This is a genomic window from Aerococcus urinaeequi (assembly GCF_001543205.1).
Classification (GTDB): domain Bacteria; phylum Bacillota; class Bacilli; order Lactobacillales; family Aerococcaceae; genus Aerococcus; species Aerococcus urinaeequi.
On the sequence record NZ_CP014162.1, the window covers coordinates 1499014 to 1513186 of the forward strand.

The following is a 14173-nucleotide window of genomic DNA, read 5'->3' on the forward strand; positions in this document are numbered from 1 at the left end:
AATCGCTCCTTTGTTGTCATAAGGGTGAATAAGTGAATCTATTTCGATAAGTGATCATGAACATATTATAACAATCATGGCTGGCAAAATATAGTTTTACCTATTCATAATTGTTTGGCGTATATGGCGGATTTGATTTTGTGAAGTGATTTCAAATAATGGCGGAACCATTTATGCCATTGTGGAAAGTCTTGGCTGTCGGGGAAAATGATTATTTTTCACAGTCTATTATTATTTGCACTTTTATGACTAGGAGTATATAATCGAGTAGAATATTATACGTTTTAATAGGACATTACCGGTCTAGTTGATGACTAGGCTTTTTTATTGGTTTATGTCGTAAGTTTTACTTAATTTTATTTTAAAAAAGAAATATGAAGGGGATTTTAACGAGTATGTGGATTAGTATATATAATCGAGATGGCGTCGGTGACGTTATCATGTTTTCCAAAGGGACATTAACGAGAGATCGTATTGCGACTTCAACAGTTGGAGATGTGACGCGTATTTTCAATAATGAAACGAAAGAAACAATGGGTTACAATATCCAAAATATTTCTAAAATGATTCAAATTGAAGGAAAGGGGCGTGTTCATTTAAGTCAAACACAATTAGACTTAATCAACCAATCCTTATATGAACAAGGTTTTGATACTATTCCTTTCAATGATAATCCGCGTTTAGTCGTGGCTGAAGTTTTAGAAGTGAAGGATTTAGAAGGTTCTGACCACTTGCATATTACGCAAACCAAAATTGGCCCAGATGAGGTTGTTCAAATTGTTTGTGGTGCGCCAAATGTCCGCGAAGGGATGTTTGTAGTGGCGGCCTTGCCAGGTGCTGTAATGCCAAATGGTCAAGTGATTTGGGAAGGTGAACTGCGTGGCGTTTCAAGCTACGGTATGTTAACTTCTGCATTTGAATTAGGTGTCGACCCTGAACATGTACGAAAAGGTATCCTTGAAATTAAAAATGGCGTGCCAGTTGGGACATCATTTGATAAAATTAACAGTGAACATTTCGTTGACGCTTAACAGATATTATACGGTCTGATTAGGCAAACTATACATGTATTGTGTTGGGGGTGAGTAGTTGAGTCGAGAGCATGACAAACTGAGACATTCTAAGGATAAATGGCAGCGATTTGAAGAGAAGTCCGCAAGTCAGCCTGAACAATTTGTCCCATTTTATCATAAGGAGAATGATTCTTTGTTACACGAGAAAAATGACAATCCAATTACTTTCCCCAATTACATGAACTGGTATAACCAGGGGGAGGATCAATCTTCTGGACGGCAAATTCCGCCTAAAAAGACCTATCAAAGAGAGGGTCAAGGAGACGACCGTCAGCAGATGGATTATTATCTAGCCGAAAAAGATCATAATCACCGCTACCAACCCTCATATGGCCATTTTAACTATGCCAACAACGAAGACCGGGACACAAGACCAGTCGAAGATTCAGGGGTGCAGGAGGTCTTTAAAGCGGCCTCTGTGGACGACAAACGCCAGCAAAAATTGGACCGTTTACGTCAAGAGTTGCAGGAATATCAAGATTACCAATTCCGCAGACCTTTTCAACCGAATGATTTGCCGACAAATTGGACCAGTAACCGCCAAGATGCCAAGGCTGCTCGGTTATCCAAACGCAGCCATTTTCATTTTGAAGAGGCGGTTTCTGAACCTAAAGGATTCCAAGAAAAACGGCAAGCAACACCGGTTTCTGAAACCACGCCTGCAAGGGCCACTGTCCCTAAACGAGGGCACTTAAACCGTGGTCTGCAGAGTATTATGGCGGATGAACCAGGGGTAAGCTTTAACCAGCCAGGAAGACAAGCTAAGTCGGGACATTATTCCTATTTTCCAGGCCAGGACAAGCCGTTATCGACCCCATACTTAAAAAATAAACAAGCGCAATCTAATCGAGGAAATGGAGATTTTAACGAGCATGAATAAAGAATTAACGTATCACTTCACAGGAATCAAAGGGTCAGGCATGAGTGCCTTAGCCTTAATCTTGCACAATATGGGCTATAAGGTTCAGGGTTCAGACCAAGAAACTTACTTCTTTACCCAACGGGGTTTAGAGAAAGCTGGTATTGAATTACTACCTTTTAACGCTGACAACATCCAAGAAGGTATGTTTATCATTTGTGGGAACGCTTTTGGCGATGACCATCCTGAAGTTGTCCGTGCGAAAGAATTAGGTCTTGACGTGATGCGCTACCATTTCTTCCTTGGTGAATTAATCAAAGACTACACTAGTGTAGCGATTACTGGTTCTCACGGGAAAACATCTACCACTGGTTTGATGGCACACGTGATGCGTGGTTTACAACCAACAAACTTCCTAATCGGTGATGGTACTGGTGCTGGTCAAGAAGACGCTGAATACTTTGTGTTAGAAGCGGACGAATACCGTAAACATTTCTTAGCTTACCACCCAGACTACGCGATTTTTACTAATATCGATTTTGACCACCCTGACTACTATGAAAACATTGACCAAGTATTTGCAGCGAATACGACTTTTGCTCACCAAGTGAAGAAAAAAGTCATTGCATACGGTGGCGATGCTTACTTACGTCAATTTGCTGACCAATCTGACTTGGATGTTTGGTACTACGGTCTTGAAGGTGGCGACAACCATATTGTGGCTTCAAATGTCGATCTAGCTACTGATGGCTCTCATTTCGATGTGCATGTAATGGGTGAATTCTATGGTCATTTTGACATTCCAACGTTCGGTGAACATAATGTGATGAATGCTTTATCTGTGATTGGTTTCTGCTACTTCGAAAACTTCCCAGCAGACCGTGTTGCAGAAGAATTACGTACTTTCGGTGGGGTTAAACGTCGTTTCTCTGAGAAGAAAATTGGCGATATGACTTTAATCGATGACTATGCTCACCATCCATCAGAAATTAAAGCGACGATTAATGCTGCCCGTCAAAAATACCCGAACAAGAAGATTGTTTCTGTCTTCCAACCACATACTTTCAGCCGTACCATTGCATTAATGGACGAATTTGCGGGTGCTTTGGACTTGTCAGATGACGTGTTCTTATGCGAAATTTTTGCCTCTGCGCGTGAGAAGGACAATAAGCAAGTATCTGTTTCTGACCTAGCTAATAAGGTAACAAAACCTGTGCAAGTATTACCATTGGAAAATGTATCACCATTATTAGACTATGATGATGCAGTCATGATCTTTATGGGTGCTGGCGATATCATGAAATTCGCTTACGCTTATGAAGACCTATTGGCAGACAGCCAATCTACTATCCACTAGAATAAAAGAATTGAAAGGTCGGCTTTGTGCTGGCCTTTTTGTGAAGAGAAAGATTTTTATCAGCCTTGAGAGGAGGATTAGATGGTTTACCAAAAAGTGATTCAATTTGACCAAGAGAACCAGTTTCAAGATGGCTTGGCCAATGAAATCAAGCAACTAACCTGGTTGCATTATGAAAATCCGGATAAGGGGGAAGTCCGGCAGGTGCTTGAAGACTACCACTTGCCAGTCCATTTCGGGGAGTATGTCTATGACCAGTTTGAAACGTCTTGGATTGAGTATTACCGAAATGATGCCGGCGAGCTATTTACCTATATCATTATCCAGTATCCCTTTGGTCATGAGGTAATTAGCGAGAATACCTATCATACAGCCCCGCTAGTGATTGTTATGGGCAAGGATTTGGTGATGACTTTTATGAACCATACCAACATGCCTTTTATGTTGGATATTCAGCGGTTAAATTTTCCTTCTGACTTTCCGATGACCTCTGCCTACGCATTTGTCATGTACATGTTTTATGAGGTGGCTCAGGCCCATATCGATGCGGTCACCATTATGCATGGCTTGATTAAGCAAGCTGAGGAGGAAGCCCGTCATTCTACTAAAAATAACGTGTCTTATGCCTTAATTAACGTCAATAAGGGGCTGGTATACTTATCCACTGCGGTCCATAATAATGCCAAGACTTTGAGCCGGATTAACCAATACTTTAACCAATTGGAAAACGACACCCGCTACCAGGAACGAGTCCTCAATAGGGTACAAATCGAGATGAACCAGGCAGTAACCATGATTGAAAACGACATGGCGGTCATTAATAAACTGAACGATATGCTGTCGAATGTCATTTCAAATAACTTGAACGATGTCATGAAACGGCTAACGGTTATTACCATTATTATGACTGTGCCGACGATTACAGCAGGTCTTTGGGGGATGAATGTGGCTTTACCACTTGAAGATAATGTCCACGGTTTTTCTATTATTTTAGTCGGTTCGATTATCTTGTCGGTTATTATTTACTTTATTATTGACCGGATCAATCTGTTTAAATGATTGCTTGGATTGTAAATTTTTTGAAAAATGACCGTTTACCTACCTAGTTGAAAGTAAATTATGCTAAGATAAAGATAGTATAATCAAGGAGGCTATTATGGCTAAACAACAGATTAAAAAAGCAGTAATTCCAGCTGGTGGTTTAGGAACGCGTTTCTTACCAGCGACTAAAGCGATGGCAAAAGAGATTATTCCAATCTTAGATAAACCATCCATTCAGTTTATTGTTGAAGAGGCAATTGAAAGTGGTATTGAAGAGATTTTAATTATTACCGGACGTAACAAACGTTCAGTGGAAGACCATTTTGATGCAAACTTTGATTTAGAAGACAACTTGAAGCAAAAACATAAAGATAAGTTGTTGAAGATGGTTGAAGACACATCATTATTGAATATTCAATTCAAACGCCAGCACTATCCAAAAGGATTAGGGGACGCTATTTTCCAAGCAAAATCATTCGTTGGTGACGAACCCTTCTTATTACTATTAGGAGACGACATCATGGTGAGTGCGCCAGGTGAAAAACCATTATCAAAACAAATGATTGATTGCTACCAAGAGCAACTAGATAATGACGTTGTATTGGTTGCCGGAGCAACTGTTTCAGCTAAAGAAACATCTTCTTTCGGGATTATGACGACATCTGGTGACGGCGAAGCGGGTATCTACAATATTGATAAATTTGAAGAAAAACCACAAAATGAAACCGAAGAAAAATTAGCGGCAGTAGGTCGTTACATTTTACCACCGGAAATTTTTGATGCCATTGAAGCCGTTCCAGAAAATGACTTCTCAGGTGAGTTTGAATTAACAGATGCCATCAACCACTTAGCTAAAGGCAACAAGTTAAAAGCCTATGACTATCAAGGTGAATGGTATGAAGTTGGCGAACCATTAGGTTTATTAAAAGCCAGCATTCAATTCGCCTTACGTCACGAAGAAACGGCAGACGGTTTCCGTGACTACTTGAAAAATGACATTATTCCTACGCTAAAATAATTGAACTTAAAAAACAGTAGCGCAACTTCAATCGCGCTACTGTTTTTTTCGATATTTTAATAGTTATCATCGTCTGGTGATAAGCCAGCGGCTAATATCTTCAGTAGTTGCCCGTTTTCCGCATTTTCATGCCAGCCTCTAAAGTAGTCAGACCCGGGTCCATAAGCATAGACATTGACGTCTTCACCCGTATGGTTACCTGTTGTCCACCCTGTATTAGAACGGCGGTCTACAATGTCTCGAATGGCTTGGGTCAAGCGGCTGACCTTTTCTTCGTAAGTATAGACATAAGTATGGTAGATAGACCGTAACTGGTTTTTCTCAGTAGAAGATAATTCGAATTGGATGTTACGACGAATTACTTCAACCCAGTCATTGGTTTCTTGGGTTAATTCAGCAATGTGTTCAGGAGTTGCTTTGACTTTTCGAATATAGTCAGGCAACCAGGAATCGATATTATTAGCCCCCATAGTCATCCCACCGGTTGCATGGTCAGACGTTGCAATGACAAGGGTATCTCCGTCTTGCTTGGCGAAATCAATGGCCACTTGAAAGGCGCCGGCGAAATCATCAATTTCACTCATGATCCCAACCACATCTTTATGGTGGGCAGCCCAGTCAATTTGACTCCCTTCAACCATTAGGAAGAAACCTTCATCACCAGTATCCAATCGGCGGATGGCAGAATGGACCATTTCACCAAGACTAGGGGTCACATTTGACCAACGATCAATAGCCATTGGAACCCCAAATTCGGAGAATAAACCAAGAATTTGTGGGTTGTGAGAATTGAAGAGTTCATGTTTGGTATGGACGATATCATAGCCAAGATTTTCAAATTCTTGGGCTAAATTTCGGTCTGGGCGGATAAAATGGTCACGCCCCCCGCCAAGCATGACATCAATTTTTTGCTTACCTTCAATGGTATCGTCTAGGTATTGATCAGCAATATCAAAATAATCTAAGCGGCTTTCTACATGGGCCGCAAAACCTGCAGGCGTTGCGTGGCTGATTTCAGCGGTCACGACAATCCCTGTCTTTTTATTGTTCAATTTGGCAATCTCTAAGGCAGAGTCTACCCGGCTCAATTGTTTGTCTAGGCCAATGACACCATTCATGGTTTTGACACCAGTAGCCATGGCTGTTGAAGAGGCGGCAGAATCGGTAATTGTCGCCCAAGGGTCAAAGGAATAAGTGGATTGTTGGCCAACCAAATACTTGTTAAAGATACTTGGGTTTCTAAAGTGACCAACGTCTTGATGAAGATATTCCCGGTAGGCTGAGGCGAGTGAAACGCTCATCCCGTCGGACACCATGAAAATAATGTTCTTCGGTTGGTGGGGAAATTGCTCAATACTAGCTACCATAATTTATGCTGCTTCCTTTCAGTAATCACTTGTCAAATTGATGGTATTTTTTCAAATCAATACCATCTTTTCTATCCTATAATCCTATTATAAGTTAAAATAGAAAGGAATGCTAAAGAAAGAGGGATACAACATGTTACGGATTGATGCCGCAGTTTTACATATCTTTGATACCAACACCAACGAAGCGGTCTTATCACAGACACTTTTAGACCATAAAGAACAATATATGATTGAATATATTGACAAAATGATGACCAAAATCATGTACACGGCACAGCAAAAAGTAGGCAAGCTACCCGACAGAAGTCCAGCTAAGGAAATTTTAGTGGGCATGAATCAAGCAGAAAACTTCCTACATGGCACACAAAAACTGACCAACCGATTTTTCAATTTCACTAAATTAAACCCGGATATCAAACCAGCGGATTTACTGTGGACAGGATTCTGGCTAGACGAAGCCTATTTTATCGGCATGTTCAAGTTAAACCACAACGAATCTTACACCCACTACGTAGAGTATGACCAGGACAACTTGAAGAATGACCTGATTATCAACCGGGCCATTCTACCTAGCCCAACCCAAGCTATCGACGAAGGGTTCTTATACTGCATCGATACAGAAGAGTACTTCTTAATTGAGAAGAAACACCTGATCGAAGAATATGGGGAGCGAATTAACTATTTAAGTGAAATCTTCTTGGATATCCAAACCAACCCAAGTATGAAAGAATCAGTGAATATTATCAAAAAGGCCATCGCTAAAACCGCCAAGAAGTTTGGGGAAGATGACTATCAAGACCTGGCCGAAGTAAAACAAATTCTGCATGACACTATTCATGAAACACGAGCGATTGATAACCAAGCCATTGCTGAAGTTATGTACGGGGACAATTTCTCTCGTAAGCAAGCCTACTTTGAAGAAACCAAAGAACAAGGTCTAGCTGATGAAACACCTTATATGCCGGAACTTTTGGGGAACAACATGCAACGCCAAAAATTCAAGTTTGAAAACGGGATTGAATTATCCATTCCCTTAGACTTGTTCAATGACCCAGAAGTGGTTGAAATCAAAAATAACCCGGATGGAACACTGTCAGTCGAAATCAAAAATATCGAAAAAATCAAAAACATGTTCTAGACTACCACCATTGTCTAAATGACGGATAATATTAGAAAGGTTTACCTATATGTGGCAAAAATTTAAAAACTTAGGTTGGCGTGCCGCCCTAATCGTCTTCTTCGTGGTTTATATGATCACGATTTTAACAGTACCAAACCCAGAACAATTCCAAACGCCATTCCGCTTCATCTTCGCGGCCATCATAATCGTTGGCTTTGTAATGGAATTAGAAAAGAAACGAAAAAAATAGAGAGCTGTAACCAAAGTCGTTAAGACCCAACATGCTGGGGAAAAAGCCGAAAAATTACTTCTGAGTAATTGGCGTATTTTGGGAAGCATCGGAAGCGTTTGACTTTTTGAACCCGATATTAAGACTATATGCATGATAAAAGGTCGCGAATTGTTTTTCGCGACCTTTTTACTTAGTTTTTCGTATGTGTCTTAATATAAGGCATGACTTCATCGGCGAATTTTTCCATCTGGGCATTTACCCGGTCTGGTTGATTGCCATTATCCACTTTTAAGGTTAACCGCTGGAAGTTAAAGGTTTCGTACTGGTACAAAATCTTATCTCGTAGTAACCGCTTGTCCCCAATCAACGTTCTTTTGCTTGCCTAAATTGAAGGACGAAGGTCTATGTGTACTGTATATTCTGAATGATTTGAATCAAACTGTAATCAAGAGTAAAATAGGAAAGAATAATGATAGCAAAAATAAAGCAAGAGGAGAGGGTTTTTAAATGAAATATAATGACACTTGGGATTTAGACGCCATGTATCAAGGCGGAGTGACAGGGTATGCCTTTCAAGAGGCATTAGAAACCCTAGTCCAAAAACGAGATGCCTTAATCAAAGACATGCAAGCATTTGATATCAATACAACAGGCGCACCAGCAACTTTTGCGGATATTATTGATCAAGCTGACCAATACCTGAACCACTTCACTACTTTAATTACCTACGCCCAAATGGCATCTGACGCAGACATGCGTGACGAGGCCGCTTCGGCAGCGATTAATAAGGTGGCGACTTTAAACCAAGCTTATGAGATTGCCCGCAAAGGGTTAGACAAACAATTGGCGACCCTAACAGATGCCGCATTCCAAGACTTTTTAGCGGAACCGCGCTTGGCTGAAATTGCCTTCACCCTTGAGGAAGACCGCCGCGATGCGAAACGCTTGTTAGATGATCAAGCGGAAGCGCTTTTATCTGAATTACAAATCGACGGTTTATCTGGTTGGTCAAATACCTATTCTACGACGGCTTCAGTGATGACGATTTCGGTCGATTTAGACGACGGCCACCACGACTATTCAGTGGGACAGGCCATGAACAACATGTACGCTGACCCAAATCCGGATAACCGGGCGAAAATTTTTGCTGCTTGGGAAGAGACTTTTGCTCAATACGGTCCAGTCTTCGCTGATGTCTTAAACCACTTAGCTGGCTACCGGTTAACCACTCAAAAAGCGCATGGATACAATGATTTCATGGAGGAGCCCCTAGAATATAACCGTATCAAGGCGGAAACTGTGGAAGCTATGTGGCAAGCTGTCGCAGCCAATAAAGATACCTTTGTCCAATTTTTAAACCGGAAAAAGGCTTTGCTTGGTTTAGACGAGTTGAACTGGCAAGATGTTGATGCGCCATTAGATTTCGAGGATACCAAACCAACGACCTTCACTTACGATGAGGCGGCAGACTTTGTGGTAGAAAACTTCAGAACCTTTGGTGACAAGCTAGCGGACTTCGCCCAATCAGCTATAGACAAGCGGTGGATTGAAGCAGAAGACCGTCCCGGTAAGCGTCCAGGTGGTTACTGTACTGAAACCATCAACCAAGATGAGACCCGTATCTTTATGACCTTTACAGGCTCTAGAAACGATACGTCAACCTTGGCCCACGAATTGGGTCACGCCTTCCACTCTGATGTGTTAACTAGTGAAGCACCGTCTAACCAAGCTTATGCTATGAATGTGGCTGAAACAGCGTCGACATTCGCTGAAACAATTGTGGCTAACGCCAATTTAAAACAGGCCAAAAGTAAGTCTGAGCGCCTACAATTATTGAACGCGAAAATGGAAAATGCCATTGCTATGTTTATGAACATCCGGTCTCGGTTCTTATTTGAAACAGCCTTTTATACTGAGCGCCAAGACGGTTTTGTATCAGAAAGTCGCTTGAATGAATTGATGACCCAAGCCCAAAAAGAAGCTTTTGGTGGGGCCATTAATGACCTACACCCACATTTCTGGGCCAGTAAGTTGCACTTCTTCATCGATGACGTGCCATTCTACAACTTCCCATATACATTCGGCTACATGTTTAGCTTAGGAATCTATGCGGAATACTTGAAGGCGCCAGAAGGATTTGAAGAGCGTTACATCGCCCTATTGAAAGATACAGGACGGATGACCACTGAAGAATTGGCCATGAAACATTTAGGCGCTGACCTAACTAAGCCAGATTTCTGGCAAGCTGCCATCGATTTAGCGGCAGCAGACGTGAAAGAATTCTTAGCTGAATCGGAAGATTTAGTTTAATGGAATATATAAACAAGTTGCTAAAGCAGGTAGGGATATATTTCCTTTACCTGCTTTTTACAATATGCACAAACTTTGCGTGCTATAATTGACCTAATAAGGAGTATGTGATTTTTATGACTAAATCAACCATTTTTGACGAAATCAAACAAGAGATTATTGCCGATCCTTATAACAAGGACTATACCGACCGTGGGATTAATCCTGTTTTCTATGCTTCAAAAAATGCCAGGGTTGCCATTATCGGCCAAGCACCTGGTAAGAAGGTAGAGGAGACACAAATTTTCTGGAATGACCAGTCGGGAGACCGGTTAAGAAATTGGATGGGGATTTCTAGGGAACTATTCTATGAAACTGATTTGATTGCCCAATTACCCATGGATTTCTATTATCCAGGCAAAGCCAAAACGGGGGACAAACCACCAAGAAAGGGATTCGCAGACAAGTTTCACCCGCAAATTCTAAAAGAAATGCCCAATATAGAAACCATTATCTTGATTGGTAATTATTCACAGAAACACTATTTGGGAAAAGACCGGCAGAAAAACCTGACCGAAACAGTTAGACATTACAAGGACTATTTACCAGAATATTTCCCCCTGGTCCATCCGTCCCCTTTAAACCAAAGGTGGATGAAGAAGAATCCTTGGTTTGAAACAGATGTACTACCTGATTTTAAAGAGATGATACAGACGTATATCAAGGAGGACTAGGTAATTGACCAGGTACTAGCAATCGATGACTATATTGCAGGTTATGTAAATGATGTCCAAGCTATTTTAATGAAGTTATGACATAAGCTAGCGTCGGCATTGCCTGCTTGTCAGGAGAAAAATTCCTATGGCATACCGAACCTTTTTGATAAGGAGATGGTTACCCACTAAGGGAGCAACAAGTGTTACCTTGGGATTTATCCCTTCCCGAAAACGATTCTTACTTTTGGGGACAAGGGGGCAGATCTTAGGTAAGCCAAGGGACCTTACAATTTCCCTATGATTCAGAAATTCCTTATGAATTAATTGTTGAATTAGCGGTTTACAACTACCATCAACAAAAATAAAAATACGGAGGCAAGTCATGGCAGAGATAGGTAAAAAAATTTGGGGTTACACCAAAGAAGAATGGTCGTGGGTTTTACAGGATACAGGGAATTCAGCTTATTCCTTAGTTATCACAGCAACATTATTTCCCTTGTTTTATAAGGCAATCGCAGAAGGGGCGGGAGTTGCGGACGCAGATTCAACCGCCTACTTGTCTTATGCCAATTCTATCGGAACGGCCTTAGTAGGCTTGATGGCACCGATTTTAGGGTCTATCGCTGAATACCGAGGTTTTAGAAAGCCTTTGTTTACGATGGGGACCTTGTTAGGTATTATTTCTATATTGTTGATGGCTTTTACACCAGGTGGGACTTGGGGAATGGCTTGGTTAATCTTATTAATTTTATATGTTTTATCCAATATCGGTTTTTCATCGTCAAATGTCTTTTATGATGCTTCACTGCTTGATGTAACGGTTAAAACCCGGATGTCTCGCGTATCTTCAATGGGTTACGGTATGGGCTATATCGGGTCTTGTGTACCATTCTTATTCTATTTAGTTTTTATGTTAAATATTGATGCTATGCCGTTTACCCTAGATTGGTTAACCAGAGCAGCCTTTGTATTAACCGCTATTTGGTGGTTTGCCTTTACTATTCCTTATTGGCAAAATGTCCAACAAAAATCTTGGATCAACCCAAGTCCAAGCCCCATTCGCGATTCCTTTAAACGGGTGAAAAATACCATCAAAGACATGGCCCAATACCGTCAGTTATTTATATTCCTATTGGCTTATTTCTTATATATCGACGGGGTAGGGACAATTATTTCAATGGCAACGGCTGTAGCAACTGACTTAGGGATTGAAGCGACAGTCCTTGTAGTGGTTTTATTGATCGTTCAAATTGTGGCCTTTCCATTCACAGTATTATACGGGCAGCTGGCCAAACGATTCGGAGATAAGAAAATTATCTATGTAGGGATTGTGACTTATATCATTATCTGTATCTATGCCTTGAGTATGGAAACAGCGACTGATTTCTTTATACTAGCTTGTATGGTTGGGACGGCTCAAGGTGGCTTACAAGCCTTGTCACGTTCGATGTTTGGAAAATTAGTACCAGAAGGCAAAACGAATGAATTCTTCGGCATCTATAATGTTTTCGGAAAGTTCTCTTCCATTATCGGGACAACCTTATTAGGGATTATCACCCAAATGACGGGTAATTCCTTGAATGGGGTCTTTGGTTTAATTATCCTCTTTATTATCGGGGGTGCCTTATTACTAGGCGTTAAAGAAGACGGGGTAAAAGGATAGGTAACTTGCTCATAACAAAAGGAAAAACTGGTGATCACTTTTTAATAGTGACCACCAGTTTTTTCGTATTGGCTTATTTAATTGTTTGCAGTCATCTTAGATATCTAAAGAGATTGCTGGCCCGGCTGGAATAATGCCGTTCGGGTTAATTGTCGGGTGGCTACCATAGTAGTGGTGTTGGATGTGGTAGAAATCAACTGTGTCAGAAATACCTGCCATGTTGTAGATTTCACGCGTATAACGCCATACATTTTCAAAGTCAGTTAAGTGTTTAATATTGCACTTGAAGTGACCGTAGTAGACATGCTCGAAACGAATTAATGTTGGGAACAAGCGGATGTCAGATGTTGTTAATTTGTCGCCTAATAAGAATTTTTTGTCAGCTAGGATACCGTCTAATTTTTCTAGGGCATCAAATACATGACCAACTTCTTCTTCATAAACAGCTTGATCTGTCGCAAAACCAGCTTTATAAACACCGTTGTTGATGTTTGGATAGACAAAGTCATCTATTTCTTTGATTTGGTCGCGCAATTCTTCAGGGTAGTAGTCACCTTCAATGGCACCTATTTCGTCAAAGGCTGAGTTTAACATCAACATAATATCAGATGATTCGTTGTTGACGATGGTATCTTTTTCCTTGTCATATAAAACAGGTACTGTTACACGGCCTGTGTAGTTAGGATCTGCGTGTGTATAGACTTGGTGTAAGAAGTCAGCATTTAGAATGGGGTCAGGAATTACACCTTGGTCTGGTGCAAATGTCCAACCGTTTTCCAACATAATTGGGTTCACGATAGAAATAGAAATCAGGTCTTCTAATCCTTTTAATTTACGCAACATTAAGGTACGGCTAGCCCATGGACACGCTAGTGAAACGTATAAGTGGTAGCGTCCTGCTTCTGCTTTAAAGCCACCTTCACCTGAAGGACCTGGTGCACCGTCAGTTGTGATCCAGTTTCTGAATTGTGAGTCTTTGCGGACGAAACGACCACCTGTTGACTCTGTGTCATACCATTGGTCCTTCCAAACGCCGTCTACTAATAATCCCATGTATTCATCTCCTTTTAGAAATAATAATTCGATTTCAAATTAATATATGTCTTATTGTAATATAGTTGACTGTATTTCTCAAGTGATAGGGGTTGAGGGGAGAGAGGATACTGCTATTAATGGCAGGTCTTCTGCATCCGCTTGCGCTATCATCTCCTGTCTGCCCTGCAGAACTCGACTTGCGGTGGGACCACCCAACATTGGGCGCGATATCCGGCTCCCTTCAAACGCATAGCCATCGCTTCAAACACGAACTATGTTTTTTTGAGTAATCGTTGATGACTAACAATTAAAAGTTAGCTATACTTAATGGGACTAGGTATGGCTATGGCAGGTCGGGGCATATGTTTTAAGAAAATACCGAATGTTGTTGGTGTTAAAT

Annotated in this window: 13 protein-coding genes; 10 read left to right on the forward strand and 3 right to left on the reverse strand. The window is 41.0% G+C overall.

The window, feature by feature from the left end; genetic code table 11:
• The first annotated feature begins 395 nt into the window (after window positions 1-395).
• The 5 genes from ytpR to AWM74_RS06910 all read left to right on the forward strand — a co-directional run bounded on the left by ytpR (window position 396) and on the right by AWM74_RS06910 (window position 5348).
• Entirely contained in the window at window positions 396-1031 is a 636-nt protein-coding gene (gene ytpR, locus AWM74_RS06890) for a YtpR family tRNA-binding protein (RefSeq protein ID WP_034257975.1), read from the forward strand.
• A gap of 58 nt (window positions 1032-1089) precedes the next feature.
• A complete protein-coding gene (locus tag AWM74_RS06895) occupies window positions 1090-1953 on the forward strand; it encodes a hypothetical protein (RefSeq protein ID WP_236702828.1) in 864 nt (287 codons plus the stop codon).
• Window positions 1946-3289 carry a UDP-N-acetylmuramate--L-alanine ligase gene (gene murC, locus AWM74_RS06900; protein WP_034257973.1) on the forward strand — a complete coding sequence of 448 codons (1344 nt, stop codon included), beginning with the start codon at window positions 1946-1948 and terminating at the stop codon, window positions 3287-3289. The genes AWM74_RS06895 and murC overlap by 8 nt, the downstream gene beginning before the upstream one ends.
• An 81-nt stretch (window positions 3290-3370) precedes the next feature.
• The gene (locus tag AWM74_RS06905; RefSeq protein WP_026465455.1) at window positions 3371-4348 is read left to right on the forward strand and encodes a magnesium transporter CorA family protein; all 978 of its coding nucleotides are present in this window, start codon (window positions 3371-3373) and stop codon (window positions 4346-4348) included.
• A gap of 97 nt (window positions 4349-4445) precedes the next feature.
• Complete coding sequence (locus AWM74_RS06910; protein WP_026465454.1) at window positions 4446-5348, forward strand: UTP--glucose-1-phosphate uridylyltransferase; 903 nt, start codon at window positions 4446-4448, stop codon at window positions 5346-5348.
• A gap of 56 nt (window positions 5349-5404) precedes the next feature.
• On the opposite strand, the gene AWM74_RS06915 is transcribed toward AWM74_RS06910, so the two are convergent.
• The gene (locus AWM74_RS06915; RefSeq protein WP_026465453.1) at window positions 5405-6715 is read right to left on the reverse strand and encodes an alkaline phosphatase; all 1311 of its coding nucleotides are present in this window, start codon (window positions 6713-6715) and stop codon (window positions 5405-5407) included.
• 133 nt (window positions 6716-6848) lie between these two features.
• Between AWM74_RS06915 and AWM74_RS06920 the strand changes: the two genes are divergently transcribed.
• The gene (locus AWM74_RS06920) at window positions 6849-7856 is read left to right on the forward strand and encodes a nucleoid-associated protein (protein ID WP_026465452.1); all 1008 of its coding nucleotides are present in this window, start codon (window positions 6849-6851) and stop codon (window positions 7854-7856) included.
• Window positions 7857-7905: 49 nt separating this feature from the next.
• Window positions 7906-8088: a hypothetical protein gene (locus AWM74_RS06925; protein ID WP_016897743.1), complete on the forward strand. Its 183-nt coding sequence runs from the start codon at window positions 7906-7908 to the stop codon at window positions 8086-8088.
• A 172-nt stretch (window positions 8089-8260) separates the two neighbouring features.
• Here the strand turns inward: AWM74_RS06925 and AWM74_RS09430 are convergent, their stop codons facing one another.
• Window positions 8261-8401, reverse strand: coding sequence for a hypothetical protein (locus tag AWM74_RS09430; RefSeq protein WP_154647409.1), 141 nt, complete (start codon window positions 8399-8401; stop codon window positions 8261-8263).
• 176 nt (window positions 8402-8577) lie between these two features.
• Between AWM74_RS09430 and AWM74_RS06930 the strand changes: the two genes are divergently transcribed.
• From AWM74_RS06930 to AWM74_RS06940, 3 genes are all read left to right on the forward strand, one after another.
• Window positions 8578-10380: a M3 family oligoendopeptidase gene (locus AWM74_RS06930; RefSeq protein ID WP_026465451.1), complete on the forward strand. Its 1803-nt coding sequence runs from the start codon at window positions 8578-8580 to the stop codon at window positions 10378-10380.
• A 116-nt stretch (window positions 10381-10496) separates the two neighbouring features.
• Complete coding sequence (locus AWM74_RS06935; protein WP_026465450.1) at window positions 10497-11093, forward strand: uracil-DNA glycosylase family protein; 597 nt, start codon at window positions 10497-10499, stop codon at window positions 11091-11093.
• 364 nt (window positions 11094-11457) lie between these two features.
• Window positions 11458-12738, forward strand: coding sequence for an MFS transporter (locus tag AWM74_RS06940; protein WP_026465449.1), 1281 nt, complete (start codon window positions 11458-11460; stop codon window positions 12736-12738).
• 96 nt (window positions 12739-12834) lie between these two features.
• On the opposite strand, the gene AWM74_RS06945 is transcribed toward AWM74_RS06940, so the two are convergent.
• On the reverse strand, window positions 12835-13791 hold the full coding sequence (locus AWM74_RS06945) for a glutathione S-transferase family protein (protein ID WP_026465448.1): 957 nt from the start codon (window positions 13789-13791) through the stop codon (window positions 12835-12837).
• Between the last annotated feature and the right edge of the window lie 382 nt (window positions 13792-14173).